Raw genomic sequence first — 26868 nt, forward strand, 5'->3', positions numbered from 1 at the left:
TTAATTCACTCCCCACTTTGCTTAATTCCACAAACTGGACAGTAAGTAGAGTTTTTATCGATATGCTCATTACATGAAATACAATTTACCGTTTCACCTTCATTTTCTACTGCTAACATCGGGTTAGGCTTTCCACACGAACCACAAAACTTATCATTTATTGATAAAGGTCCACCACATTCACATGTAGCTTTTTCACCTTGTTGTTTTTGCAATTCAACAATGCGCTTTCTTGCTTGATAAATAGCTACATCAAATTCTTGAACTGGAGCAATCATTTCTTTTAAGCTCGCTTCATTTACTCCACTTCCTCTTAATTGAACATACACTTGCTGTCCAACCTCTAATAGAACCTCTGCTTTTTTCTGCATTTGCACTTGCATTCCCTTTTTCAATTGAGCAATTTCTTGTGCAACTTGCAACTTCATTTTCCCTTGTTCTATTCCTTCTTGTAACTTATTCATTCCACTACCTAACTTCGTCTGTAAATCTGACAAATCATTTCTCCTCCTATACATATATATTCATATATGAAATTAACATTTTATATATTACCATGATTTTCAAGTTATGTAATCCAAATTTCATTTTTTCTGTTTTGAGCATTTTTTGTTTATAATGGTAAAGGAAAGAAATATGTGTACGGAGGAATATTATGCTGCAACACTCAATTACGAAAGATGAAATTATGATGATTGCGAATGAGTTCGTTCAAGGACTAGATCCACAGCAAACAGCTGATCAGGAACATGTCGCTACAGCTCGGCACCTATATCGTAGTGGTGTTGTCTACAACGTTGACTTTGATGGTTATACACTATCAGGAACTGTAGATGCGGAAGGCAACGTATATAGCGTTCATATTCCGATTCGTAATGTCGCTGAAAGTTATTGTGATTGCTTCGCACCAACACAATGTGAGCATATGCTCGCTGTATTACTATCTGCAGCGTCTAGTTTCGGGCAAGTAGGAGATGTATTAACTTTATTTAAAAATAATACGAAACCTTCCCTTCCTCCTATTCGAACTGCAAGACAAGTATTGCAATCATCAGCTTTTGAAGAAACGGATTATAAAAGTTGGGAATCATATTTTGAAAAAGAATATGAATCATTTAAAAAAGAACAAGCTCGCCTTACTTATAAACAAATGTATTTTCTTATGAGTATCTTTACAGATTTCTATACGAAGCTTGAGCGGAAAGCTCCGCGCGTCATCGCCATACATGAATTATTCAGGTTACATGCAGCACTTTACTGCTTTCAAAAATTATTAGAAGAAATCCAGGCATTCGAAGCAAACAAAACGTATTCTTATCACCAACCTGTTAATGTCGTTCGCCTATTTGTAGACAAAGTGGAATCCATCGTTCGGGACTTACAATCAGAAGCGATTCCTTCAGAGTCTGAAATAATTTTGCAAGAAACAGCTCGTCTTGTTCATGAAGTATTCTTCTCTACCGACGCTTATACACAAGAGCGATTTTTCATTTATCGCCACATATGGAGTGAACTTTTAAACAATAAAGAGAAAATACAAGAGGAAGAAAAACGAATCGATACGAAAATCAATCCACTATCTAAAGCATTAGCGTCTTCTCACCTTCTCTTTTTAAATGAAGAAGATCTACTAGCGATGGACTTACTAAAAAAACATCCTGCTTCTGTTGTGAGTCTATACTTCTATTGGTTAGAAGAACTATTAAGTGCCATGCAGTGGGATCGTGCAAAAAACTGGCTTTCCTTTACGTATAAACAAGTAAAGAAAACGCTCCAAGATCACGAAAATACGATTTTTATAAAAGATATCGTTCGGCTATTTGTAATCATGTATGAAACATACGCAACACATACAAATGAACAAGCTGGTTTTGAAATGATTTTACAAGAACTATTACCGTATAGTTTCACAAACTATGAACAGTACGTACTCGCGAAAAAACAGTATCACACATGGGCAGAGCTTCATCTCTTATATGGGTTTGAAGCAATTGAACTGTTAAAAGAACCACTGAAAGATATTGAGAAAGAAGCACCAGAAGCAGCACTTCCTCTTTATCATCTTGCTGCTGTAGAAGCAATTGAAGAACGAAATCGTAAATCATATAGACGCGCAGTTCGTTACTTAAAGAAATTACGTACATTATATAAACGATTAAAACGCACCGATGAATGGGATGCTTTCATTATTCACATCGCCAATCTCCATTCACGTCTGCGTGCACTACAAGAGGAATTACGGAAAGGAAAATTAATCGATGATCAATCAAACTGAAGTAACAATTAGGCTCCAGCATGTTAGTCAAGGTTGGTTCCTTTGGGGAGAAGATGACAGCGGTACTCCATTATCCGTAACAAGTTGGAAACGAAATGCATTCACATGGCACTCCACTTCTTTCTACGGTACGTTTCTAAAAGAAGCAACCTTCGAAGGAAAACAAGGTGTGCTACTAACAAATGCACAAGCCTTTGAATACATTGCAAACAAACCAATGAATTCCTTTGCACATATTCAACTGAACGGCCCTATTACAGCACTTACAAAAGATGCAAATGAATTATGGGATGCCTTTACGAGTGGTAGCTTCGTACCAGATATGGAGCACTGGCCCAAACAACCATCTTGGAAAGTTCAAAATACGCCAATTGAAGATGACACATTAGCATCTCTTTTCTCAGCAGCAGTTAATGAAAGCATATTACAAGACAATCGCTCAAATGACGGCTGGGAAGATGCTAAAAGACTATATGAACATTACGACTTTACGAAAAGACAATTGGAAACAGCACTACATGAAGAAGATTGGCTTCGAAAAATTGGTTATATTGAAGATGATCTTCCGTTTACAATCGGACTAAGACTGCAAGAACCACAAGAAGAATTTGAAATGTGGAAACTTGAAACAATCGTGACACCAAAGCGCGGGGCGCATCGCATATATGTATATGAAAACATCGATTCCTTACCGAAAAGATGGCACGATTACGAAGAACGGATTACAGAAACACAAGAAGGTTTTAGTAAGCTCATACCGTGGTTAAAAGAAGGAGATACGTTCCGAAATGAGCTCTTTGAAACAGAAGCTTGGAACTTCTTAACAGAAGCAAGCAATGAATTACTTGCAGCCGGCATTACAATTTTACTACCATCATGGTGGCAAAATTTAAAAGCAACAAAACCGAAATTACGTGTCCAGCTGAAGCAAAATACAGTACAAACACAATCGTTCTTCGGTATGAATACGCTCGTTAATTTTGACTGGCGAATTTCGACGAACGGCATTGATTTATCAGAAAGCGAGTTTTTTGAACTCGTTGAACAAAACAAACGTCTATTTAATATAAACGGTCAATGGATGCGACTAGATCCAGCCTTTATCGAAGAAGTAAGGAAACTCATGAACCGTGCCGATAAATACGGACTAGAGATGAAAGATGTTTTGCAACAACACTTATCAAATACGGCTGAAACAGAAATTGTAGAAGATGATAGTCCGTTTACTGATATTGAAATCGAACTAGATGGATATTATGAGGAACTATTCCAAAAGCTACTTCATATTGGAGATATTCCAAAAGTAGATGTCCCTACTTCACTAAACGCAACACTTCGTCCGTATCAACAACACGGCATTGAATGGCTATTATATTTACGAAAGCTTGGATTTGGAGCATTGCTAGCTGACGATATGGGACTCGGGAAAAGTATTCAAACAATCTCTTACTTACTATATATAAAAGAAAACAATCTCAAAACAGGCCCTGCATTAATCGTAGCGCCGACATCTGTTCTTGGAAATTGGCAAAAAGAATTTGAGCGTTTCGCACCGAATTTACGTGTTCAATTACATTACGGAAGTAATAGAGATAAAGGCAATTCATTTGAAGATTTCCTTCAATCGGCAGATGTTGTATTAACATCTTATGCATTGGCTCAGCTCGATGAGGAAGAACTAACTTCATTATGCTGGGATGCTGTTATTTTGGATGAAGCACAAAATATTAAGAACCCACATACGAAACAGTCAAAAGCAGTACGAAACTTACAAGCAAATCACAAAATCGCTTTAACTGGTACGCCGATGGAAAATCGCCTCGCTGAACTTTGGTCCATTTTCGACTTTATTAATCATGGATATCTCGGAAGCTTAGGGCAATTCCAACGTCGCTTCGTCACACCGATTGAAAAAGATCGTGATGAAGGAAAAATTCAGCAAGTTCAACGGTTTATCTCACCATTTTTACTGCGCCGAACGAAGAAAGATCAAACAGTCGCATTAAATTTACCAGATAAACAAGAACAAAAAGCTTACTGTCCTCTTACTGGTGAACAAGCTTCCTTATATGAACAACTTGTTCAAGATACACTGCAAAATGTCGAAGGATTAAGTGGAATTGAAAGACGCGGCTTTATATTACTTATGCTGAACAAGCTAAAACAAATTTGTAATCATCCAGCTCTTTATTTAAAAGAAGAAGAGCCACAAAATGTCGTTGAACGCTCTATGAAAACAAAAACGTTAATGGAGCTCATCGAAAATATAAAAGATCAAAATGAAAGTTGCCTCATCTTCACTCAATATATCGGCATGGGGAACATGCTAAAACGTGTGCTAGAAGAAAAATTCGGCCAGCGTGTCCTCTTCTTAAACGGTAGTGTGCCGAAAAAAGATCGCGACAAGATGATTGAGGAGTTCCAAAACGGAACGTATGACATTTTCATCTTATCTTTAAAAGCTGGCGGAACAGGATTAAACTTAACCGCTGCCAACCATGTCATTCACTACGATCGTTGGTGGAACCCAGCTGTGGAAAATCAAGCAACAGACCGTGCATATCGCATTGGTCAAAAACGATTTGTTCATGTTCACAAACTCATTACAACAGGAACATTAGAAGAAAAAATTGATGAAATGCTAGAAAGAAAACAATCTCTAAACAATGCGGTCATCACAAGCGATAGCTGGATGACTGAACTATCAACAGACGAACTAAAAGAATTACTTGGTGTATAAAGTGAAACTTTAATCAGTGGGGGTTTTACTCCCCGCAAAAAAAAAGCGCTAATCTCGAAATGAGATTAGCGCTTTTTTCTATTCCAAAACCAATTACTTATTATAATCCCCGTTAACCCGCCGCACGTATCAAGCAATGAATCTTGCCACATTGGTGTACGATCCCCCGTATACCATTGGTGAATCTCATCAAATGTTGCATAACCCGCAACGAAAAGAAGGGCATATATAAAACATCTTTTCCTCGAATAACCTGATCGATGAAAAGCGTAATAAATCAATGAACCTAGCATAAAGAACACCATAAAATGAGCACCTTTACGAAGGAAAAACTCAATAAATCCGCCTACACCTTTATTCGCAATACTAACAGGGGTTCCTCCACCATAATCGATAGATACCCATGAAAAATGCTCTTTCACAAATTCAACATTTACATATTGTTCAATATCTGAACGCATATCCTGCTTTTTATATGGTTGTGCCGAAGAATAGAAAATCAGCCCCATCCATAGTAATACAGGAATCCAAAATAACCATTTACGATTCATTATCCATAATTCTCCTCTCTTAATCTTTTAAGGGTACCAAAAAAAAGAAAAAATTTCACGCCAAAACATGACATTCATGCCCTATTTATAAAGTGAAAGGAGGTGATACACATGGCAATTGAAACAATCGTAATGGATTTAACTTTACGTCTTGTCTTAAACAACGGATTAGATAAGAACGGCAAAACAGTTTTCAAGAGCAAACAATTTAAACGTGTTAAAACAAATGCGAGCTTAGATCAAGTACACAACGTAGCTCATGCTCTAGCTTCCTTACAAGCATCACCACTTCACGCTGTACAACTTGTAAGCACATCAGATCTTTCTAAACTATAAAGTAAAACTTGGATCAGTGGGGATTTTATTCATCCCCGCTGATTATTAGCCCGCAATTTAACCGGCAGACCCAAATCCCGTAAATAGCGGGATAAACACAAAGGAGGGAATAACACATGCAAGTACTAGAGTTGATTTTCGCGAAAGAAGATGGAAAAACAGTCGTTTTTTCTATCGATACGCCCATCACACCAATCGATGCACAAGTCGTAAATCAAGTAATGGATACAATCCTTGCCTCATCTGTATTTTCATCCATTGATGAAAATACAAGAAAAAAGGGAGCTCGCCTTATAGAAAAAAATGTATCTGAAGTTCAAATTACTTTATAAAATAAAAAAGACGAATCTGCATCATTTTGCAGATTCGTCTTTTTTCTTCGGCATTTCAATCGGAATAAAAATCTTTGAGAAACCGACGCATACGTACTTATAATGTTCTTCACCTATATCAAACTCAGTCGTATATGTTGAGAAGAATATATAATCATTTCGCTTCGTATAATGATCAATTAATAACCCAACTTGTGGCTCAACATACTTTTTCGCTAACTTTTTACCGGCCGATGCCAAGTCGCCAAGGAGACCCTCTTCATTCTCTTTTTGAACTTCATCTAGCTTCTTACTCACATCATTACGCTTCATAAACTGCTTCGCTGCCCATTCTGTATATTCGCCCTTACTCGGATTACTGTTTGCTAAATATACTAGGAGAACGACAACTAAAGCCATAATAATATACTTTTTCTTCATACTATATCACCGCCTACTCTTTTCTATTTTCATATATATGTACAAGCGATGCAAATTAGAAAGACTATCACCTATTGATTGTAAACGAATAGACAAAATTTACAATACAAAACAAAATATTAACACCGAGTTTACTTATTCCATATATAATTATATTCGAAATATAAATTTCATAAGGGAGGACTTAAAATCATGAATGATGAAAATAACATTATTATTTCTAGTTCTACTATGATGCTTGTTCCATACAATCACCCTTATTATCGTACAAAACTTATCGACAGTAGCGGAAATGATCTTCGTTCCTGCCAAACCGCATTACAACTCATCAAAAAATCTTGCTTAACCCATATTCACTCTACTTATCAAGGCAGGCGTAATGCAGTCCAAACAAATTTTAGATTCAAACAAAACGTTCCAATTCCAATTAATCATCGGGAATACATTTGTACTTTTCCAACAGAATCTCCTTCATCTCCAAACTGTATATGGCTATTTTATAACCACATACACGATATAGACTTTTGCCAAAAGATTAAAAAGGCTAAAATACATTTTTCAAATGGCACTACAACAACAATATCTATCAGTCCTCATAAATTGCAGCAACAATTATTAAAAGCTGGATACATACTATCTCGTATGAACATGCAAGATTCACTACAATTTAAAAACCCCTTGTTACATTTACTACATTAAACTAACAAATAGAATGGAAAGCAACATCTCTTGCCTTCCATTCTTATATTAATATTTATCCTCTTACACTATCTCGCATTTTCTCAAGTGCTTGCCGATACATCCATCTTACTTGATAATATGTCATTTCCGTCTCTAAAGCGATTTCTCCCATCGTCTTCCCTACAAAAAAACGTTCAAAAATAATATACTTCTCCTTCTCATCTAACACGCTCATAAAATCCTTCACTCTTATTTCAACATCCTCAAAATGAAAGATATCCTCATACTCACCTACACATACACATCTCTCCTGCACTGCGAACTCTTTCTTCAATCTCTCTAATATATAACCACGCACCGTTACAACTGCATATGCAGGGAAATACCCCTTCTTTGCATCAAATCTTTCATACGCATGCCAAAGACCAATTAAACCACATTGATAATACTCTTCATAATCTTTACGAATACCTAATTTCTTTATTTGATTTACAATCATCCCTTCATACAAAACAACTGCCTCTTTAAAAGTCGCTGGCTTCACACAGTACCCGTTTCTAAAAGGTATACCTTTCTAGTATTCCGCGGTACCTTCACAATATAAAAATAAAGAAAAGATTTCACTGTGAGTAATTTCAAATACTACCGACAGAATTTGAAATTACACTAGATAGTATTTGAAATTTTGTTGGTGGTATTTGAAATAGGGGTAAAAATAAAAAAGGTGACTCCCTTGAAGAGTCACCTTTTTCTAAAAGAATAAATTATGCACCAAATTTTGGAGCTAGACCACTTAAACTAGTAAATCCAACTGAAAGAATAAAGAAAATAACAATTAAAATCGTTGCTTGTTTTTTACTTAATCCAGCCGTAATATGTAATCCTAATCCCATTACAACTAATGTCCAAATATTGAAAACTTCGAATGATGAAGCAGCACCATGAGCAACTGTACCTGGCTCAAATAAAGTTGCTAAACTTGTATAAGAAGTTTCAATATCTCCACCAAGAATCATTCTAATAATAAAGTTCACAATTGCACCTAAAATTGAAATCGTATATGTGTAGACATAAATAGATAATAATTTCATGTATGAAGTATCATTACTCATAAACATCATAATCACTTTATAAATAGCTGCCGCAATGAAGAACCAAATCGCAGTACCAAATAGCCCTCCAACAATACCTGCTCCTATTCCGAAGTAGCCAACAACTTTAGCCGTTTCAGCATCAGGCACCTCACTCATTACATCAGGATGATTCATTACTTGATACATGCTAATCCCTGCAATTACAGCTGTTAATATAATGAAAAGGAAAAATGCCCCCCATACTGGACTTTTCGTCTTCATTCTCTCAAATTGCTCACCTGGAGAAGTAATCATTCCTAATAATGATGGCTTCTTCGCACCTACATCTTGCGTATTAATATTAGCTTCCATTATAACGCCTCCTTCTATTTATATAACCCGTTCTAACGGGCGGTTCACTTCCTCATATAGAGGCTACGAACCGCCCACTAGAACGGTAATGTGTAGTTCTACTACACTATTAATTACTCATAACGTAATGCTTCAATTGGATCTAATTTCGCAGCTTTATTTGCTGGAATTAATCCGAAAATAATACCGAGTGTCATCGAGAACAGTACGCCTCCAACGACAACTTCCCATGAAACGAGTGGTGGCCATTTTGCGAATGTAGAAACGATATATGCTCCGCCATACCCAAGGCCAATTCCGATCAAACCACCTAGAAGTGTTAACATAACGGCTTCAATTAAAAACTGTAATAAAATTTTACTACGCGTTGCTCCAAGCGCTTTACGTACCCCAATTTCGCGCGTACGCTCCGTTACAGATACGAGCATAATGTTCATAACACCAATTCCACCAACGACTAATGAAATACCAGCGATACCACCGATGATCATCGTCATAATGTTAGTAACTTTAGAAACACCTTCTTGGAATTCTTTTAAATTCACCAATTCATATTTACCTGGAATATCGCTTGGTTTACGACTATTTAATACATCAACAGCTTTTTTCCCTGCCGTTTCTAAATTATCTACGTTTTTAGATTGAATGGCGATACTTTGAATTTCATCCGTTCCGTATAAAACAGGCCATAAAGTAAGAGGAATTAACATTTCCTCAGCCTCGAACCCCATAAATTCATTATCTGATTTATAGACACCAATAATTTGCATCGGTTGTCCTTTCATTTCAATAATTTTCCCTACTGGATTTTCATCTTTAAATAACGTCTCTTCTGATTTCGTACTAATCATAACAACGTTATTTCCTTGTGAAATATCAGATTCATTTAATGAACGACCTTTAACCACTTTCACTTTATTTACTTCAAAATATTCACTATCAAGTCCAATAACATTAATCATTGATTTTTTATCATTAATATCCATTGTTTCCATCGTATTATTCGTCGTAATAACATGAGAAACATCTTTAACTTGCTTTACTTCCATAATATCTTCTTCTGTTAATTTCGGTACTTGATGCCCACCCATACTGAACTCATCATTAATATCCGGTTTAAATTGAATTGGCATAAGATTATTACCAGAACCAGCGATTTTCGACTTCAGCATCGCTTCTCCGCCTTGCCCAATTGCAACGACAGTAATAATCGAACCTACCCCGATAATAATACCGAGCATCGTAAGAGCTGAACGCAGTTTATGAGCTAAAATAGAAGAAAGGGCAATTTTTATACTATCTAGTAAACTCATACCGCACACCTTCTATCTTCTGTAACTTTCCCGTCTCGCAGTACAATGCGGCGGGAAGAATAAGCTGCTACTTCCTCTTCATGCGTAACCATAACAATCGTCGTACCTTCTGCATTAAGCTTCGTGAAAATATCCATAACTTGCTCACCAGACTTCGTATCAAGTGCACCAGTCGGTTCATCGGCCATAATGAACGTTGGATTATTCGCAATCGCTCTTGCAATCGCTACACGCTGCTTCTGTCCACCGGATAACTCATTTGGTAAATGATGCACGCGATCTGCCAATCCAACTTTACCTAGTGCCTCCAAAGCACGCTTGCGACGCTCCGCTTTCTTCACGCCACCATATACGAGCGGAAGCTCAACATTTTCCACTGCCGAAAGACGCGGAAGCAAATTAAAGTGCTGGAATACAAAGCCAATATATTCATTACGAATTAAAGCAAGCTTTGACTCGTCTGCTGTTAAGATATTCACATCGTTCAGCATATATTCGCCTTCTGTTGGACGATCTAAACAACCGATAATATTCATAAGCGTTGATTTACCAGAACCAGACGGTCCCATAATCGAAACGAACTCACCGCTCTGAATTGTTAAACTAATACCATGCAAAATCGGCACTGCCAACTTTCCTTGATAATACGTTTTAGCAATATGGTTTAACGTAATCATTTCTCTTTCACTTCCATTCCGTCATACACATCGTCGGAAGGATTTTTAACCACCTTTTGCCCCACTGTTACGCCTTCAGTAATCTCTGTCCAGTCTCCATCAGTAGAACCTTTTTTCACATTTTGTTTACGAAGCTTTCCTTTTTCCTCAACATAAACAAATGCATCATCGCCTTTTTCTACAATGCTTTTACTTGGAACAGCAATCATCGTCTTATTCTCTAAGTTTACTTGCAGAGAAACGTGATAACCTGGAGATAAACCATCTTGACTATCAAGGCTAGCTTTATATGTATACTGAGACATATTTTGAGTTGCTTCACCCATGCCGCCAGCTTGCGCCATCTCTGCACTTGTTGGGAATTCGCTTACCTCTGTAATCTTACCTGTCCACTTCTTCTTATTATTTGCTTTTGCAGTTACAGTGAATGTTTGATCCTTTTGGATTTGTGACTTTTGAAGCTCAGTTAACGTACCTTGAACTTGGAATGGATCTTTAGAAGCTACTTGTAAAAACGCTTTTCCTTGACCACCTAACGCTTGAGATGAACTTTGTGCCGCATCTTTATCTAACTTTTGAACAACACCAGCAAAATTGCTATAAATCGTAAGTTCTTTCTGCTTCTTACTTAACTCTTCTTTCTGCAACTTTCCTTTTTCTTTCTCAAGGTCAATTGTTTTTTGTCCTATCTCTAACTCGTTTACTTGCTCGTCCATCGGATCTGTTACTTCTTTCCCAGCTCCGCTATCTTTCGCCTTCTTAATTTCTTTCTTCAACGAATCAATCTTCTTTTTCCCTTGATCATAACGCATATCCGCCATCTTCTGATCAAGCTCAGCTTGCTTCATTTGAAGGTTAATCTCTTCATTATCATAAGAGAATAACTTCGTGCCTTTCTCTACCTCTTGCCCTTCTTTTACCTCAATATCTTTCACTTTCCCTTTGGCCGGATCTGCATAGAAGCTTTCAATATTACCAGGCTTCACCTGACCAGAAATTAACTTCGTATTATTCAGCTTACGCTCTGTCACTTTCTCAAAACTTACAGCATCAGCATTTGTTGATGCACCCTTCTTCTTACCTTGCATAACAAAAATATTAATTGCCGCTACAATAACAATTAGTGCAATAACCCCAATAATAATCCATTTCTTCTTCTTGTTTGGAGTACGAACCGTATTTGGTAACATAGTCTCTCTCCTTTTTACAACTTAATAGTTTAATATAAAATTGTATAAAACTTTCTGAAAATATATTACATATTATTACATTATTTTTACAAAGTTTTACACATCCATTTATATTGTAACAAAAATTCCAATGATTAGAAATATGACATTATATCTTTTAAGATAGATTTAAGGAAAGGAAAAAGGATAATTTAAATTGAATTTTCAAGTAGTTTTTATATGAATGTAAGCCATCTTTTATTAATAAACTTCTTACCAAGATAAATTATTAAAATCATTTTCCTAATTGTACTACTATCATTTTTGTCATATATATTTGACATTTCATTTATTCAATTATAAAATGTCACATATAAATGACATTTTGGTACACGAGGTCTACAACCATAAATGGGAGGGTTATATTTGAATAACGTTAAACAATATCGAAAATCTGAAGGGCTATCGCAGCTAGAGTTAGCTAAAAAAGTTAACGTGGCGAGACAGACAATAAATTTAATTGAAAATAATAAATATAACCCTTCTTTAGCCTTATGTATCGAATTAGCAAAAGCACTAAAAACAGATTTAAACAGTCTATTTTGGGAGGGAGATTAAATGATGAAAATTGAATGGAAAGAAAGAGTTTATAATAGTTTTGTTGGAACACTGAGTGAGAGAGATGAATATCAAAAACAAGAAATCAATAAAGAATTATCTGTAGCTGGAATTGGTTTATGGTGGCTAAATATGTTGGCAATGCTTATTATGTTACTTGTTGATACTATGAACCACACAATATCTATAGGAACAATATTCATTTTTCTATCTAATATGATTTACGCTAATTATTTAGTCTTTAAATTCAAGAAAAAAGGTTTAAGTGATACTGAATGTGCAACAAAAGAAGAATATTTACAACACAAGAAAAAATTAAGAAAAGCTGGCTTAAATGCAGGTCTGCTTTGGGGCTTTCAAATGTTTGTTTTTATGAATTATATCCTTCCCTATGTAGGCTCAGAAGAAATCTCTATTTCTTTATTTAAGGTTGTAATTTTCATCTGTGGCGGTGGATTTTTCGGTCTAACTATGTACGTGATTGGTTTATTAAATCTAAAAAAATTATATTAAGTAACAAAAATCTTTTACACATTAAACTCCAATTTTACATACTGTTTGTTTTTTCTAAATAAAAATATAAAAGCTATCCAATATAACAATTGGATAGCTTTTCAAACAAAATATTACGCTACTTTAGGATCTTTTCTCTCATGTCCACGTTGAACAATAAATAAGAAGATTGTTGATAAAACCGCTCCTGTTAATAGTAAGATGAAACAACCATCCCAGCCAGAACTATCAACAATAACACCAATTGCTGCGTTAGCTACAAGACTTCCGCCTACATAACCGAATAGACCACACATACCAACTGTCGTACCTACTGCAAATTTCGGTACTAATTCCATCGCACTTAAACCGATTAAGAACTGTGGTACATAAATTAAACAACCGATAATAGAAACTGCAATACTTACAACAAGTACGCTAGTTGCTTGCCAATATATAAACGTACCAATAACAACTCCAACCATACTAATAATACATAATGGCATACGTTTTCCTTTAAATAATTTATCACTTAAAAAACCAACGATTAATGAACTTGGAATTGCCATACCTTCAAAGATTGCATATGCCGCATGCGCTTCTGCTTTTGAAAATCCTTTAACTGTCGTTAAATAAAGTGGAACCCAGTTAATAACACCGAAACGAATTAAATAAACAAAAGCATTCGCAATACATAAGAACCATACAAATTTATTTTTCACTACATACTTCATTAAAATTTCTTTTGGTGACATCTTGTTAGCATTATCTGCTTTTTCAAGATTTTCATAGTCATTACGATACTCATCAATTGGAGGAAGACCTTCAGATTCTGGTGTATCCTTCGCATTGATCCAAACAAGTACTGCAATTACCATTGCGATAATCGCAGGGAAAATAAACACGCCGCCTTGCCAATGATTTTCACCGAAAATACCTACACCAATTCCGACAAGTGGTGGCACAAGCATTCCACCAACGTTATGTGAAATATTCCAAAGACCTGTTTTCGTACCACGTTCTTTCTTCGAGAACCATTTCGTCATAACAATACTACAAGGTGGTGCTCCCATACCTTGTACAATACCGTTAACAACAAGTAATGTAACAATCATCCCAAATGATGATGCAAAGCCGAAACAAATATTTACAAGCCCTGATAAGAATAAACCGACTGCGATAAAGCGCTGGGCGAAAGCTTTATCTGATAAATTCCCCATAAAGAACTTACTAAATCCATAAACAATTGCCATTACTGAACCTAGTAGACCAATTTCAGCTGTGCTAAAACCATATTCTTGTACTAAATACGTACTTGATAACGTAAAGTTACTACGAACTAAATAATAAGCAGCATATCCAACTGAAATCCCGATTAACACACGAATACGTAGTAATCGATATACACGGTCGATCATATCCGCTGGCAACCTTTCAATTGCAGGTGCTGGCTTGAGCCATTTAAACATATATTTCCGTCTCCTTTTCTCACTTCAGAGAGAGACGCTGTCTATTCCATATCTCGATTATTCCGCTATTTGATATATTTTGGTTCGTCCTTCTAACCGGCTGTCCTTCTATTTCTTTCTCATTCTTCGCAAACATCGTTGGTACGCCAAACGACACTTTTTCTAAAATATGCCCCGCTTCTTCTGATAAACAATAATCAATAAATAAATCCGCAATAATACCACTCGGTGCACGTTTTAGTTTAGAAATCGCATTAACAGATAACCCTGTTTGCTCAGGTTCGTTACTTAAAATCGGAAAGCCTTGTTTTTGAAGCATTCTCTGATCTCCCATAAAGTTGATGCCTATCATATATTCACCGCTCGCAACAAGTTCTGCTGGAATGTAACCATTCACTGTTACTTCTCCAACTTGTTCTGCCAGATTCTTCACATATTCCTTCGCTTCCTCTTCACCTAACGTATCAATCAGTGATTGAAAAAACGTATATGCTGTACCTGAAACATTTGGATCGGGCATGACAATCTTTCCCTTATATACTGGATTCAATAAATCTTTCCATCTTAACGGATACGAGAGACCGAGCGGCGCTATTTCCTCGTTCCACCGCTCTTTATTAATCGCAATTGCCAGCTTCTCCACTTCATAACCGTACCAATAACCATCTTTATCTTTAACAGTTTTTGAAATACGATTTGCATGTTGGCTTATCACAGGAATAGAAAGATTTTTTTGCTTCATCATTTGATGCGCATCTACTGTACCGCCAATAATAATATCCGCCTTCGGATTTCCAGCTTCTTCTTCCACTCTACGAAGAAGTTCTTCTGTTGAAAGACGAATAAATTCATACGTACATCCGCGCGGCTTACAAAATGATGAAAGTAACGCTTCACCAACTTCCTCACGAGCCGCCACATACGCAACAATATGACGATCATCCAAAATAGGGAGACCATTTTTACTATATTTAATAGAGGTTGTATCTCGAGAGCAACTAGACATCGCTCCTCCAATTACTAGCAAAAAGAAGAAAAAGGCTATCTTTCTCATGACGCATTCTCCTTTACGAATAACTCTGCTAGAGAGCTTTTCATATACATGACATTTCCGTTATTATCACCGAGATATTGCACAACAAAGTACGATGGATACACAGAAATCGTAAGAATATCTTCACGATCATTCTTTACACGCTTACCTGTTTTATAAGCTGTAATATAAGCAATCGGTTCATTCTGCGATTGTAATAACTTCTGAATTTCTCCGTAATCTGTAATTTGCTTTGCGTATCGAATAGAATCAAGTATGTGCGTAAGATTGATAGTACGTACCACATCACCTTGACGTACTACGACATCCTTTGCTGAAGCAAAAAAATCACTAATACGCTCTGGTGTGTAATACAGGCTTAATAAATACGTTTGAAGTGCTGAAATCATCGGATCCATGCCATTCTTTCCGTATACATTTTCCCCATACTGGAACAAGTCACCTACTGCAAAAGTACGCTTATGTCCATTCAAGTACGTTACTTCTCCAGTAAATACTTGTTCTTGGCTCTTAACGCCCTCAGGCTCTATTCGAATTCGGTCAAAGAATGAAACAATTGTATGCAAACGAACTTCATCCGTTACAACGATTTCTCCCCACTTTTCATGTCTTACTTTCACTTCAATTGGAAGAGATTCATTCACCCTTTGTAAAACGGCTTGTTTATCATTTACAATGTTGATTCGATTATAGATTTGTTTCTCCATAACATAAAACAAAACAAGAGAAACAATCATACAAATGACAAACATAAGAATTTGAAATGATAGCCTTTTCATTTCTGCCTACCTCCAAGATAAAAAAACGTTGTTTCGAAAATACCGCATAATTGTTTCATAAATGTATCATTTAACCGCTTTCAAGTTTTTTATGTCTTCCATCCTTCTCGGAAGCAAAAATGTAATGAATATTGTAGTACCTACTTCTTCACTACTCTCAATCCGCATGCTTCCGCCCTGCTTATTCATAATCTCCTGACAAATATACAAACCATAACCATTCCCATAACTAGAAGGAAGTGCCTTTCCTTTCGGAGACTCATTCCACTCTGCAAGCACCTCTTCGTCTATACCGATCCCATCATCATGAACAAAAACCTTCGCCTCATGCTCATTTACAATTACATTCATACGAATATGCGAAGCGTCACTATACTTAATTGCATTATCAAGCACATTTAAGAAAATTTGCTTCGTCTTATCAAAATCCGCAACAACATGTACATCTGTTAACTCATTTATCACTTCAATTTCAAACTGATTTAGGCGAGGTTTCACAATTGAAACTGCTTCCTCTGCCAATTCCTTTATGTTCACAACTGTAGGTGACACTTCAAACGTACTCGTTCCATATTTCGAGGACTTAAGCAGCTCCTCTACAAGTGATAATAAACGCTCACTTTCCACAGCCACATAACGGAGACTTTCCTGTACATCTTCTTTCGATTGTAACTTCGGAATTAAATCAACATAACCGATAATTGCCGTTAGCGGTGTTTTTAACTCATGCGTAATGCGGTCTAGGAAATCTTTCTGCTTCTCTTTCTCCTCCTGCAATTGCTTAATATGCAGCTCAATTCCATCGGCCATCGCGTTAAAAGATGCTGAAAGCTGAGCGATTTCCACGTACTCATTTAACTCAATCTTACTCTTATAATCACCATTCGCGAGCCTCTGTGCCATTTGTCTCAACTGATCAATTGGTTTATGAAGAGACTTCGCCAAACGAATTGCAAAGAAAATACCGGTAGCAACTAGGCAAAGAGATGTCATTAAGAACGTCCAACTCACATTTGTTAAAACTTCCTTCTCACCCGTTAACTCATTTATAAAACGAATACTTCCAATGACATCGTTTCCATAATATACTGGGCTTGAAAACAAAAGAATGGGAGCGGGATCCGCCTCCTCAAAAACATAAGACTTCTTCCCCTTCAAGGAACTCTCAATGTCGATGTTACGGTGAAGCAATGCTCCTTTTTGTGTATCTGCAACAACATCGCCATTCTTCCCGATCATCTGCACACGGACATCCATACGCTTCGCTAAATACGACGCAATTAAAAGTGAATTCGGACCAAGCGTATCCACTTCTGCTTCCTTCTCTAAGTAATTCATCGTATAAATTTGCGCTTCTACACTTAACTTTTCTAAAGAATCTGCTGCGTTATGATACATATTCTTTTCTAACGTAATATAAACAACTGCATATAAAAGAACAAAAATCGGAATTAACAGCCCAACTATTCCGAACACCATATTTCGCTTTAAAGACATACCATCACCACTTAACAATCCAGTTTATAGCCAACGCCATAAATTGTCTTAATATATTCTCCGCTCGTCCCAAGCTTCTTGCGAAGTCTCTGCACCATAATATCAACTGCTCTCGTATTTCCGATATACTCAAATCCCCATACTTTCTCAAGCAACTCATCCCTCATAAACACACGCTGCGGATTTGAAACAAACAACTGACATAAATTAAACTCCCGGTACGTTAACTGAATCTCTTGTCCACTCACATGTACCTTTCTTTCCTTAGGACAAATCACTATCTCTCCAGCCTCAATTACTTCATGACTTACAGTAGTCTCCGTCTTCTTTACACGCCGCGCCATATTCTTAACCCGAAGAATAAGCTCCGCATAATTAAACGGCTTCGTCACATAATCATCAGCACCGAGCTGCAAGCCAAGCAACTTATCATTCATCTGACTCTTTGCCGTTAACATAAGCACCGGAATATCCCTATCCCTCTCACGGAACAAACGAAGCAACTCATACCCATCTGTATCCGGAAGCATAACATCCAAAATCAATACATCCGGCCCTTCATTCCATTTCTCTAAAGCTTCTCTCCCATCAGCCGCTGCCAATACTTCATAACCTTCCATCTCCAACTGCATCCGAATCAAATTACGAATACTCGATTCATCATCAACCACAAGTATTTTCATCATTCTCCTCCTTCCATCATGTATTATAGTACAGTTTAGTATAGCAAAAATCCTATAAAAAAAGAGAGGGTATTGTCGAACATATTTTGTCGACGATACTCTCTCCCCTTTTATTATTTAGCTACAAAATAATCCGTTACATATTGTGCCCAAACTTCATGACCTTTAGCAGTTGGGAAACCAAACTCTTCTTTTAAATATGGTAGGATAGCCTTTGTCGATGCATCCGGCCATGCTCCCCAATGATCAATATATGTATAATTATTTTGCGTCGCAAATTGTTTTAACGCTTCAATCGCTTTCGGGTAATTTTTCGCACCATACACTGGATTTGATGGTTGAATCATAATTGTAGCACCCTTTGCACTAGTAGAAAGTGCTTGAACAAACTTCTGTGTATTTGCGACAGAGTTCCCATTTCCAGTTTTACCGTTATCAGTAATAAACGGTGGCTCAAATAAAATCACATCTGGATTCTCTTTCGCAATCTCTTTATCACGCTTATTCGCGATTAACTCTTCTGTGCTTTCACCCTTATATTCCTTTACAGTCACATTCCATAAACCTTTACCGTAAGCAGTTTCTAAATTAGACGTTAACTTAGCTGCCCAAGCACCTTTTTCAGATGAAGAAGCTTCATCACCAACAATAATAAGGTTTACTGCCTTTTTATCCTCAGCAGCTTTCTTTAACTTCTCTTTCACTGCATCTGGCAAGTTCTTCGCATATGCTTCGTTAAAAGATGACTTCGCATCTTGTTTTTTCTCTTCCTTTTTCTCTTCTTTCTTCGCTCCGCTATCTTTCACTTCAGCCTTTGTTTTCGTTACTTCACTCGTTTGTCCTGTTGCATTCGCAATCTTCTTATTCCAGTACAGTTTACCGCTCACAATCGAAGCGACAAACAATACAAAAATAACAAGGACAAGTACCGCTTTCTTATTCATCGATTCACCTCATCTATTAATCTCACAATATATAATACTAATATAAATTCACGCAAAAATAAACCCAACTCCTTCCAAAGGAGTTGGGTTATTACATATTATTTAGTCACTTCAAGATGCGCTCTTAACTTATTCGTTAAATCTTGTTTTGCCGCATCTGGAACATAGTAGTACCAAATACCATCAGCAGCTTTGTGGCCGTCACCTGGGATTTGAATATCTTCACTATTCTGCAGACAATCTTTATAATTCTTTTGCATATCAAACATTTGATCTTGCGTTAAGTTTGTCTTCACATTCTTTTGAATTGCTGTAAGTACATCTCCATAGCTTGATAAAGAAGAGAAGCTTGCACCTTTCTTAATAACAGCCTGCATTACTTGACGTTGACGCATTTGGCGACCAAAGTCACCTCGTGGGTCTTCTTTACGCATACGTGTGAATGCTAGAGCTTGGTCACCTGTTAAATGTACATTACCTTTAGCAAAGTGATGACCATTTGCATTAAATTCTAAATCATTATTTACCTCTACGCCACCTACTGCATCAACGATATCTTTAAAACCTTCCATATTTACCTCAATATAATAGTTAATAGGAACATTTAAAAATTTTTCTACAGTTGCAACAGACATATCTACGCCACCGAATGCGTAAGCGTGATTAATCTTATCACTTTTCCCTTTTCCAACAATTTCTGTATACGTATCACGGGGAATACTTACAGTTTTCATTGAATTATTTTTAGGATTTAAAGTAATAAGCATTAAAGAATCTGAGCGGCCTTTATCTTCACCACGTTCATCGGCCCCTAGTAATAGGATAGATACAGGTTCAGATTTGCTGATTTTTGCTGTTTCTGAACCATTAGAATCTTTATCACGTTTTAATGGTTTATGAACTTCATCTAATGTTTTTGAGACTTTGGAGTATACATTATAGGCATATACTCCACCACCTATAATCATTACCCCTATAATCCCTAGTATCCATAGTAGGATTTTCTTTTTCATTCCTTTAGCCCTCTTTTCAATTTACATACTGATTGTTCATATACTTTTATAATATCGTAAGAGTTTTAATATAAGTTAGAATAAAAATCTATTTATATACAGAAACATCTTTATTCTAGTTCATACTAAAACTCCCCACTATTATACTATTATAAATAAAATCAGCAAGCAGACTTATTAAAAAACCTCTATATGGGATAAGAACGTTATTGTATTGTCGTGAAGCTCTAGCTAATTATTATAATGAATATTGCTTTTTGAAATAATTTTGATATTCACCACTAATAATTTGTTCCCACCACTCTGTATTATCTAAATACCACTGAATTGTTTGAGCAATCCCTGTTTCAAATGTATATGTTGGTTTCCAGCCTAACTTTTCTAGCTTCGTCGGATCAATCGCATAACGTTTATCATGGCCTAATCGATCTTGAACGAATTCGATCAATTCCTCAGACTTACCAAGCGTACTAATAATTGTTTGAACTACTTCTAAATTTGTACGCTCATTATGTCCCCCAACATTATATACTTCACCATTTACACCTTCATGCATAACTAAATCAATTGCGGCACAATGATCAATAACATGTAACCAGTCACGAATGTTTTTACCGTCTCCATATACAGGAACCTTCTCATTATTTAGTACACGTGAAATTGTTAATGGAATTAATTTTTCTGGGAAATGGAACGGTCCATAATTGTTTGAGCAACGTGTAATGTTAATTGGTAACCCAAATGTCTCATGATATGCTCGAACTAATAGATCAGAAGAAGCTTTACTTGCACTATATGGGCTATTTGGTTGTAAAGGTGTATCTTCTGTAAAGAATGTAGTTGGATCAAAATCTAACTCACCGTATACTTCGTCTGTAGATACATGAACAAATTTAGTAATACCAAACGCTTTTGCTGCATCTAATAATACTTGTGTCCCTAATACATTTGTACTAATAAATACTTCAGGTTCAGCAATAGAACGATCCACATGACTTTCTGCAGCAAAATGCACAACATAATCGAATTTTTCTTGTTCAAATAGTTGATTTATCGCTTGACGGTCTACGATGTCAACCTTAGCGAATGAATAGTTATCTTTGTCCTCAATATCTTTATGTTTTGTTAAATCTCCAGCATATGTTAGTACGTCTAAATTAACGATATGGTATTGAGGATATTTATTTACCATATACTGAACAAAATTCCCCCCAATAAATCCTGCGCCACCTGTTACTAATACTTTCTTTTTTTCCATCTTATTTCACCTCTTGCTGTAATTGAGTAATATAATGTTTTGTTGCTTTCTTCCAATCTTGTAATGGCTCAAATCCATTATCAATTAATTTCTGCTTAGACATACGTGAATTTTTAGGACGTACTGCACGAGTAGGATATTCTTCTGTTGTAATACTATTTACTTTTACATCTTGTCCTGCAATCTCAAAAATTTCTTTTGCAAATTCAGCCCAACTACAGAAACCTTCATTTGTAGCATGATATGTACCATATTTCTCTGTTATAACCATATCAACTAACAAACGAGCTAAATCATACGTGTAAGTTGGTGATCCTATTTGATCTCCTACAACGTTCAGTTCATTACGTGTTTCACCTAAACGAAGCATCGTTTTAATGAAGTTATTTCCATTAATACCGAATACCCACGAAATACGCACAATAAAGTTGTTATCTATTAAACTCCTAACTACTTTTTCTCCCTCATGCTTTGTTAAACCATAGTATCCAACCGGATTAGGCGCATCAGTTTCTACAAATGCACGAGTTCCTTCTCCATCAAATACATAATCTGTACTAATATAAACAAATTTAGCATTTAATTTTTTTGCTGCTGTAGCAAGATATTTTGTACCTTCTACATTTACATTCCAACAAAGTTCTTTATCATCTTCAGATTTATCAACAGCCGTATATGCTGCACAATGAATAATTGCATCTGGTTTTACTTTATCTACAAATTCATAAACCGCGGCTTCGTTTGTAATATCTAAATCTTCTATTCCAATACCTTGCATTTCTAGTCCTTGCTTCTCTCCACGTTTTACTACGTCATATCCAAGCTGACCATTATAACCGGTTACTAAAATTTTCATTTTTTTACTCCCCGTATACAAAGTTATTTTCCGCTTCTTTTAATGAAGGTGCTTTTTCATCTTTTTCAGATAACACTGGCTGAATTTCCATTGGCCAATCAATAACAACTTCAGCATCGTTCCAAATAATTCCTCGATCACACTCTGGAGCATAAAGTTCATCAACTTTATATTGAACCTCAACGTCATCAGTTAATGTCATAAATCCATGTGCAAACCCTTTTGGAACTAATAACTGTTTTTTATTTTCTGCACTTAGCTCAATACCAAACCATTGACCGTATGTAGGGCTTCCCTTACGAATATCTACTGCAACATCAAATATTGACCCACGTGTACAACGCACAAGCTTAGTTTGCGCCTTAGGATTTAATTGATAGTGTAAGCCACGAAGCGTACCCTTTGTTGCTGAAAACGATTGATTGTCTTGTACAAATTCCAATTCGATTCCTGCTTCTTTCATTGCCTTATCGCTATAAGTTTCCATAAACCAACCACGATGATCTCCAAACACTTTTGGTTCAATTACTTTAACGCCTAATAAGTTTGTATCTAAAACTTTCATTATGTTCACTCCAAATTAGTATTTAATGCTACCATTTGCTACTTTTAATAAATATTGACCATAACCATTTTTAGAGCACTGATCACCTGATTTAATTAGAGTTTCTTTGTTAATCCAGCCATTAATATATCCAATCTCTTCAAGAGCTGCAATTTTAATTCCTTGATGATCCTCAACTGTTTTTACAAAGTTTGTTGCATCTACTAGACTCTTATGAGTTCCTGTATCTAGCCATGTGTATCCACGACCTAATAATTCAACTTCTAATTCACCACTATTTAAATATACTTCATTTATAGAGGTAATTTCTAATTCACCACGTGCTGATGGCTTAACATTTTTAGCAATTTCAACTACACGATTATCATAGAAATATAAACCAGTTATTGCATAATTCGATTTTGGCTCTTCCGGTTTTTCTTCTACGCTCAATACTTTCCCATTCTCATCAAATTCCACTACACCAAAACGTTCTGGATCATTTACATGGTACCCAAATACTGTAGCACCTTCTTCTTTATTCGCTGCACGTTGTAACATTTTGCGAAGTCCGCTACCATAATAAATATTATCCCCTAATACCATAGCAACAGAATCATTACCAATAAATTCTTCGCCAATAATAAATGCCTGTGCTAAACCATCAGGGCTTGGTTGAACTTTATATTGAAGTGAAATTCCAAATTGAGAGCCATCACCTAATAATGCCTCAAAACGTGGAGTATCTTCTGGTGTCGAAATAATTAAAATTTCACGAATTCCTGCTAACATTAATGTTGATAATGGATAGTAAATCATTGGTTTATCATAAATAGGTAGTAATTGTTTACTTGTAACCATTGTTAGTGGGTAGAGACGCGTCCCACTACCTCCCGCTAGAATAATTCCTTTCATAAATCTTAATCCTCCTACAAATTTTTTAATTCACTATACTTTTTATAATTTTTTTATTGAATTGAAGGCGTATCTTATATTATTCCTGCCATAAAACACTAATATTAGATAAGCAGTTGAGTAAACTAAAAAGCTCTTAACCCCTTGTAAATACCAACTTGATATCATAAAAATAGATGTTAAAATAAAATCATAGATAAAACCTTTGATTAGATTAATATTTAAGATTTTAGATAAATATAACTCTGCTATTAAACATCTAATTAATACACCTAAAACCATTGAAATTATTACAAAAAGGACACTGTTAAATACTATTGCTGCAATAACACTAAGTAACACACTAATACTCACTGAAACGATATTAATTATTAATAGTACACTTTCTCTTCTAAATACTTTTAAATATGTTGAAATTAACATCTGCATCTTACCTTCAAAAATGCAAAGTGGAAACAAGATTGCAAGATATTTCAAGCTTTCAGTATACTTAGGCAACCACAAATTTAGTACATATTGTATAGGGATATATAATACTAATAACCCTGCCAATAGATACATAAGTAGCGTCCTTAATACAATATAAGTTTCTACTAATCTTTCTTTGGATACCTGTCTAAGTGCCGGAAATAAAACTATACTTATAGCATTAATGAACAATAGAACCATACTAGTTATAGATAATGCTAGCGAAATTTTCCCAAATGTTTCTATGCCCCAAAATCTATCAATTATAAATCTCCCTGCTCCAAGTATTAGCATACTTGCAACATTTGCAATCATTAATTTCACACCTACTGATACGTTATCGTAGGTCTCTTTTATTGACTCCTGAAAAGAGGATAACTTACCAACTATCAAATCACGACATGTATATAAAGTATAAATTAAACTAATAATAGTTGTAATCAAATAAACAATGACGTAAACTTCAAAATCTCTTACATTTACTATCATCATTAAAATTATACAGAATAAAAATATAAATTTATCTATAGTGACAGCCCTAGAATATTCTTTGAAGCGATTTGTACTTTGTAAAATACACCAGTAAAATCCACATATATTATTAATAACTAAACTTAGCGCCACTGAGTATCCAATAAATATACGTTCTTCCTCAACAGAATATAAACTTGTAAATATAACAATTAATGCAGCCACTATAATCTGGGATATTAGTAAAATAATAAATTGGGATCGTAATAATTTATTATCTAAATCACTATATTTTCTCCCACCATACTTCAATAATATTCCATCATTAAAACCAAAATGAAAAAAGCCAACATAGCCAATCCAAAAGAGGAACAACTGCCAATAACTATATTCTTCAATCCCAATAATTTTTGGAATTAGTAATACTCTAGTAATACTTAAGATCAAAGCAATCCCCTGGGCAGAAAAAGAATATAAAATATTTTTAAAACTTTTTTTAAATAGCTTAGAATCGCTTTCTAACATAATTTTAACCTCATAGTTATTTTTAATTGTCTAGCTTTTCTTGTCGTATCATATAACTATATAAAATAGGAGATACAATACAGAAAAGCATAAAAGGTAAACCTGTAGACATAGCAGGTTCTACCAAACCGTGAATTACCGGCACAGTAATAGCTTGTGCTAAAACAATTGAATGCCTATCAATGTTTTTATTAAAAAGAACATTAACTATCTTACCCACTATGGATAGAAGGAATAAAAGGAAACATATCAGCCCTAGTAACCCTATCCCAGAAAGATATGCGAGTAACCAATTATGAGGATCCTCTAATTTTCCCATTCCACCAAGAAAGCCAAATTGATACATACCATTCCCAATAATTAGGTTCGTTTTAAATTGTTCCCATGCTAAACTATAGTAATCCCATCTCCCATTAGAGTAATCTCCGGTACTCAAACCAAATACCCTACTATTAAATATTTCCTCAGAGAAAAGATAAATTCCTAATAGAGCGACTACAACAGTGAAGTTTATCATTAACACCTTTTTCTTTGTTAAATTAAAAAGAATCAGTGGGATAAAAGAAACTGCCATTCCAAGATAAGCACCACGCGAGATAGTAAAATAAAGAATAATACACATAGGGAAAAAACAAATTACAGATACCGTTCTTCTAATAATTGTTTTATTGTGTTTCCAACAACCCCAACAGAGAAACATGAAAACTGCAATATAACCAGCCAATGTATTAGATCTTGTTCTACTATCACCAATGAAATAAATTAATGCCCTATGAGTATTCGCCAACTCTTGTATAGTGTGGTTCAAAAAAAACACTAAAATCATACCGGTTATAAATATAGTAGAATACCAATATAAATCTGCTAATTTAATTGAAGACTGCGAAACCAAAGTTATACTATAGAAAATTACAATAGATACACTAAAACCTAGAAATGCTTCTTTTGCAAAATCGGTTTCGACAGAATTAACAATTGGAGGGTGTTGCAAAACTAAAATAAACATGCAATGTTATGAATCAGAAAAACTAGCTGAACATGCAATAGATAGCGATTTTGACCATACCAACGTGGCTGTTCCAACCCTTTATCTTTGAGTTTACTAAACTGTTGTTCAATTTTCCTACGTTCTTTCATCAATTGTTTACCAAAGATAGTTTGTATAAAATGAGATAATACACGACGATGTGTACTCTTATTTTGTTCACCATTCCTAGGATTGATTGGATTCATGGCAAAGATGTTACATGTTCGTGCAATTTCATAAATACGTTGACTATCGTAAGCAGCATCTGCAACGGAAAATAACACATTTTGATCTTTTATATCCTGAAGCAATACAG

At 35.5% G+C, this 26868-nt stretch carries 29 protein-coding genes; 7 read left to right on the forward strand and 22 right to left on the reverse strand.

Annotated features, from left to right (window positions below):
- Nucleotides 1–5 precede the first annotated feature (5 nt).
- Nucleotides 6–497: a zinc ribbon domain-containing protein gene (locus tag V6946_RS28060; protein ID WP_001281753.1), complete on the reverse strand. Its 492-nt coding sequence runs from the start codon at nt 495–497 to the stop codon at nt 6–8.
- A gap of 158 nt (nt 498–655) precedes the next feature.
- Between V6946_RS28060 and V6946_RS28065 the strand changes: the two genes are divergently transcribed.
- Nucleotides 656–2275: an SWIM zinc finger domain-containing protein gene (locus tag V6946_RS28065; RefSeq protein WP_006925820.1), complete on the forward strand. Its 1620-nt coding sequence runs from the start codon at nt 656–658 to the stop codon at nt 2273–2275.
- Entirely contained in the window at nt 2259–5015 is a 2757-nt protein-coding gene (locus tag V6946_RS28070) for a DEAD/DEAH box helicase (protein ID WP_000610119.1), read from the forward strand. The genes V6946_RS28065 and V6946_RS28070 overlap by 17 nt, the downstream gene beginning before the upstream one ends.
- 65 nt (nt 5016–5080) lie before the next feature.
- Here the strand turns inward: V6946_RS28070 and V6946_RS28075 are convergent, their stop codons facing one another.
- The gene (locus tag V6946_RS28075; RefSeq protein WP_001080709.1) at nt 5081–5566 is read right to left on the reverse strand and encodes a VanZ family protein; all 486 of its coding nucleotides are present in this window, start codon (nt 5564–5566) and stop codon (nt 5081–5083) included.
- Nucleotides 5567–5677: 111 nt separating this feature from the next.
- On the opposite strand from V6946_RS28075, the gene V6946_RS28080 reads away from it, so the two are divergent.
- Nucleotides 5678–5902: a DUF1659 domain-containing protein gene (locus tag V6946_RS28080; protein ID WP_000963861.1), complete on the forward strand. Its 225-nt coding sequence runs from the start codon at nt 5678–5680 to the stop codon at nt 5900–5902.
- A gap of 116 nt (nt 5903–6018) precedes the next feature.
- The gene (locus V6946_RS28085; RefSeq protein ID WP_001197591.1) at nt 6019–6234 is read left to right on the forward strand and encodes a DUF2922 domain-containing protein; all 216 of its coding nucleotides are present in this window, start codon (nt 6019–6021) and stop codon (nt 6232–6234) included.
- Nucleotides 6235–6255: 21 nt separating this feature from the next.
- Here V6946_RS28085 and V6946_RS28090 read toward each other — a convergent pair whose 3' ends face one another.
- Complete coding sequence (locus V6946_RS28090) at nt 6256–6654, reverse strand: DUF4359 domain-containing protein (RefSeq protein WP_000731405.1); 399 nt, start codon at nt 6652–6654, stop codon at nt 6256–6258.
- A gap of 192 nt (nt 6655–6846) precedes the next feature.
- On the opposite strand from V6946_RS28090, the gene V6946_RS28095 reads away from it, so the two are divergent.
- On the forward strand, nt 6847–7353 hold the full coding sequence (locus tag V6946_RS28095) for a competence protein ComK (protein WP_000997459.1): 507 nt from the start codon (nt 6847–6849) through the stop codon (nt 7351–7353).
- Nucleotides 7354–7408: 55 nt separating this feature from the next.
- On the opposite strand, the gene V6946_RS28100 is transcribed toward V6946_RS28095, so the two are convergent.
- From V6946_RS28100 to V6946_RS28120, 5 genes are all read right to left on the reverse strand, one after another.
- Entirely contained in the window at nt 7409–7879 is a 471-nt protein-coding gene (locus tag V6946_RS28100) for a sigma-70 family RNA polymerase sigma factor (protein ID WP_002026588.1), read from the reverse strand.
- Between the two features lie 220 nt (nt 7880–8099).
- The gene (locus tag V6946_RS28105) at nt 8100–8780 is read right to left on the reverse strand and encodes a Yip1 family protein (RefSeq protein WP_000387922.1); all 681 of its coding nucleotides are present in this window, start codon (nt 8778–8780) and stop codon (nt 8100–8102) included.
- 113 nt (nt 8781–8893) lie between these two features.
- On the reverse strand, nt 8894–10093 hold the full coding sequence (locus tag V6946_RS28110) for an ABC transporter permease (RefSeq protein WP_006925817.1): 1200 nt from the start codon (nt 10091–10093) through the stop codon (nt 8894–8896).
- Nucleotides 10090–10770 carry an ABC transporter ATP-binding protein gene (locus V6946_RS28115; protein ID WP_000631603.1) on the reverse strand — a complete coding sequence of 227 codons (681 nt, stop codon included), beginning with the start codon at nt 10768–10770 and terminating at the stop codon, nt 10090–10092. Before V6946_RS28115 ends, V6946_RS28110 begins: the two co-directional genes overlap by 4 nt.
- A complete protein-coding gene (locus V6946_RS28120; protein ID WP_000937319.1) occupies nt 10767–11960 on the reverse strand; it encodes an efflux RND transporter periplasmic adaptor subunit in 1194 nt (397 codons plus the stop codon). Before V6946_RS28120 ends, V6946_RS28115 begins: the two co-directional genes overlap by 4 nt.
- Nucleotides 11961–12365: 405 nt before the next feature.
- Between V6946_RS28120 and V6946_RS28125 the strand changes: the two genes are divergently transcribed.
- Both V6946_RS28125 and V6946_RS28130 read left to right on the forward strand, forming a co-directional pair.
- Entirely contained in the window at nt 12366–12557 is a 192-nt protein-coding gene (locus V6946_RS28125) for a helix-turn-helix transcriptional regulator (protein ID WP_001067016.1), read from the forward strand.
- A complete protein-coding gene (locus V6946_RS28130) occupies nt 12558–13070 on the forward strand; it encodes a DUF3278 domain-containing protein (protein WP_006925815.1) in 513 nt (170 codons plus the stop codon).
- A 113-nt stretch (nt 13071–13183) separates the two neighbouring features.
- On the opposite strand, the gene V6946_RS28135 is transcribed toward V6946_RS28130, so the two are convergent.
- The 14 genes from V6946_RS28135 to V6946_RS28200 form a co-directional block, all read right to left on the reverse strand.
- Nucleotides 13184–14518 carry an MFS transporter gene (locus V6946_RS28135; protein ID WP_000477602.1) on the reverse strand — a complete coding sequence of 445 codons (1335 nt, stop codon included), beginning with the start codon at nt 14516–14518 and terminating at the stop codon, nt 13184–13186.
- Between the two features lie 19 nt (nt 14519–14537).
- Nucleotides 14538–15572, reverse strand: coding sequence for an ABC transporter substrate-binding protein (locus tag V6946_RS28140; RefSeq protein ID WP_001225641.1), 1035 nt, complete (start codon nt 15570–15572; stop codon nt 14538–14540).
- Nucleotides 15569–16351 (reverse strand): DUF3919 family protein, encoded by a 783-nt coding sequence (locus tag V6946_RS28145; protein ID WP_006925814.1) that lies wholly within the window; start codon nt 16349–16351, stop codon nt 15569–15571. Before V6946_RS28145 ends, V6946_RS28140 begins: the two co-directional genes overlap by 4 nt.
- A gap of 66 nt (nt 16352–16417) precedes the next feature.
- Nucleotides 16418–17848 carry a HAMP domain-containing sensor histidine kinase gene (locus tag V6946_RS28150; protein WP_048655548.1) on the reverse strand — a complete coding sequence of 477 codons (1431 nt, stop codon included), beginning with the start codon at nt 17846–17848 and terminating at the stop codon, nt 16418–16420.
- 11 nt (nt 17849–17859) lie between these two features.
- Nucleotides 17860–18531 (reverse strand): response regulator transcription factor, encoded by a 672-nt coding sequence (locus tag V6946_RS28155; RefSeq protein WP_006925812.1) that lies wholly within the window; start codon nt 18529–18531, stop codon nt 17860–17862.
- 113 nt (nt 18532–18644) lie between these two features.
- Nucleotides 18645–19475, reverse strand: coding sequence for an SGNH/GDSL hydrolase family protein (locus V6946_RS28160; RefSeq protein ID WP_006925810.1), 831 nt, complete (start codon nt 19473–19475; stop codon nt 18645–18647).
- 98 nt (nt 19476–19573) lie between these two features.
- Nucleotides 19574–20488: a LytR family transcriptional regulator gene (locus tag V6946_RS28165; protein ID WP_006925808.1), complete on the reverse strand. Its 915-nt coding sequence runs from the start codon at nt 20486–20488 to the stop codon at nt 19574–19576.
- Between the two features lie 238 nt (nt 20489–20726).
- Nucleotides 20727–21746 carry a dTDP-glucose 4,6-dehydratase gene (rfbB, locus tag V6946_RS28170; RefSeq protein WP_006925806.1) on the reverse strand — a complete coding sequence of 340 codons (1020 nt, stop codon included), beginning with the start codon at nt 21744–21746 and terminating at the stop codon, nt 20727–20729.
- Nucleotide 21747: 1 nt separating this feature from the next.
- On the reverse strand, nt 21748–22602 hold the full coding sequence (gene rfbD / locus V6946_RS28175) for a dTDP-4-dehydrorhamnose reductase (RefSeq protein WP_006925803.1): 855 nt from the start codon (nt 22600–22602) through the stop codon (nt 21748–21750).
- Between the two features lie 4 nt (nt 22603–22606).
- Entirely contained in the window at nt 22607–23167 is a 561-nt protein-coding gene (gene rfbC, locus V6946_RS28180; protein ID WP_006925801.1) for a dTDP-4-dehydrorhamnose 3,5-epimerase, read from the reverse strand.
- Between the two features lie 15 nt (nt 23168–23182).
- A complete protein-coding gene (rfbA, locus tag V6946_RS28185; RefSeq protein WP_006925799.1) occupies nt 23183–24061 on the reverse strand; it encodes a glucose-1-phosphate thymidylyltransferase RfbA in 879 nt (292 codons plus the stop codon).
- Between the two features lie 42 nt (nt 24062–24103).
- A complete protein-coding gene (locus tag V6946_RS28190) occupies nt 24104–25525 on the reverse strand; it encodes an oligosaccharide flippase family protein (RefSeq protein WP_006925797.1) in 1422 nt (473 codons plus the stop codon).
- Between the two features lie 22 nt (nt 25526–25547).
- Nucleotides 25548–26531, reverse strand: a complete 984-nt coding sequence (locus tag V6946_RS28195; RefSeq protein WP_366982051.1) for an O-antigen ligase family protein — start codon at nt 26529–26531, stop codon at nt 25548–25550.
- A partial coding sequence (locus tag V6946_RS28200) for a transposase (protein WP_406622056.1) occupies nt 26519–26868 on the reverse strand: 350 nt, incomplete at its 5' end. The genes V6946_RS28195 and V6946_RS28200, both read right to left, overlap by 13 nt.

Source organism: Bacillus sp. PPSBB_2, from assembly GCF_045291115.1.
GTDB classification, from domain to species: domain Bacteria; phylum Bacillota; class Bacilli; order Bacillales; family Bacillaceae_G; genus Bacillus_A; species Bacillus_A cereus.

Coding starts and splice junctions, on each gene's coding strand:
- V6946_RS28070 (WP_000610119.1), top strand. CDS start 2,259: ATGATCAATCAAACTGAAGTAACAATTAGGCTCCAGCATGTTAGTCAA.
- V6946_RS28080 (WP_000963861.1), top strand. CDS start 5,678: ATGGCAATTGAAACAATCGTAATGGATTTAACTTTACGTCTTGTCTTA.
- rfbA (WP_006925799.1), bottom strand. CDS start 24,061: ATGAAAGGAATTATTCTAGCGGGAGGTAGTGGGACGCGTCTCTACCCA.
- V6946_RS28110 (WP_006925817.1), bottom strand. CDS start 10,093: ATGAGTTTACTAGATAGTATAAAAATTGCCCTTTCTTCTATTTTAGCT.
- V6946_RS28150 (WP_048655548.1), bottom strand. CDS start 17,848: ATGTCTTTAAAGCGAAATATGGTGTTCGGAATAGTTGGGCTGTTAATT.
- rfbB (WP_006925806.1), bottom strand. CDS start 21,746: ATGGAAAAAAAGAAAGTATTAGTAACAGGTGGCGCAGGATTTATTGGG.
- V6946_RS28090 (WP_000731405.1), bottom strand. CDS start 6,654: ATGAAGAAAAAGTATATTATTATGGCTTTAGTTGTCGTTCTCCTAGTA.
- rfbD (WP_006925803.1), bottom strand. CDS start 22,602: ATGAAAATTTTAGTAACCGGTTATAATGGTCAGCTTGGATATGACGTA.
- V6946_RS28140 (WP_001225641.1), bottom strand. CDS start 15,572: ATGAGAAAGATAGCCTTTTTCTTCTTTTTGCTAGTAATTGGAGGAGCG.
- V6946_RS28160 (WP_006925810.1), bottom strand. CDS start 19,475: ATGAATAAGAAAGCGGTACTTGTCCTTGTTATTTTTGTATTGTTTGTC.
- V6946_RS28165 (WP_006925808.1), bottom strand. CDS start 20,488: ATGAAAAAGAAAATCCTACTATGGATACTAGGGATTATAGGGGTAATG.
- rfbC (WP_006925801.1), bottom strand. CDS start 23,167: ATGAAAGTTTTAGATACAAACTTATTAGGCGTTAAAGTAATTGAACCA.
- V6946_RS28085 (WP_001197591.1), top strand. CDS start 6,019: ATGCAAGTACTAGAGTTGATTTTCGCGAAAGAAGATGGAAAAACAGTC.
- V6946_RS28065 (WP_006925820.1), top strand. CDS start 656: ATGCTGCAACACTCAATTACGAAAGATGAAATTATGATGATTGCGAAT.
- V6946_RS28195 (WP_366982051.1), bottom strand. CDS start 26,531: ATGTTTATTTTAGTTTTGCAACACCCTCCAATTGTTAATTCTGTCGAA.
- V6946_RS28095 (WP_000997459.1), top strand. CDS start 6,847: ATGAATGATGAAAATAACATTATTATTTCTAGTTCTACTATGATGCTT.
- V6946_RS28145 (WP_006925814.1), bottom strand. CDS start 16,351: ATGAAAAGGCTATCATTTCAAATTCTTATGTTTGTCATTTGTATGATT.
- V6946_RS28190 (WP_006925797.1), bottom strand. CDS start 25,525: ATGTTAGAAAGCGATTCTAAGCTATTTAAAAAAAGTTTTAAAAATATT.
- V6946_RS28135 (WP_000477602.1), bottom strand. CDS start 14,518: ATGTTTAAATGGCTCAAGCCAGCACCTGCAATTGAAAGGTTGCCAGCG.
- V6946_RS28130 (WP_006925815.1), top strand. CDS start 12,558: ATGATGAAAATTGAATGGAAAGAAAGAGTTTATAATAGTTTTGTTGGA.
- V6946_RS28105 (WP_000387922.1), bottom strand. CDS start 8,780: ATGGAAGCTAATATTAATACGCAAGATGTAGGTGCGAAGAAGCCATCA.
- V6946_RS28115 (WP_000631603.1), bottom strand. CDS start 10,770: ATGATTACGTTAAACCATATTGCTAAAACGTATTATCAAGGAAAGTTG.
- V6946_RS28120 (WP_000937319.1), bottom strand. CDS start 11,960: ATGTTACCAAATACGGTTCGTACTCCAAACAAGAAGAAGAAATGGATT.
- V6946_RS28155 (WP_006925812.1), bottom strand. CDS start 18,531: ATGAAAATACTTGTGGTTGATGATGAATCGAGTATTCGTAATTTGATT.
- V6946_RS28075 (WP_001080709.1), bottom strand. CDS start 5,566: ATGAATCGTAAATGGTTATTTTGGATTCCTGTATTACTATGGATGGGG.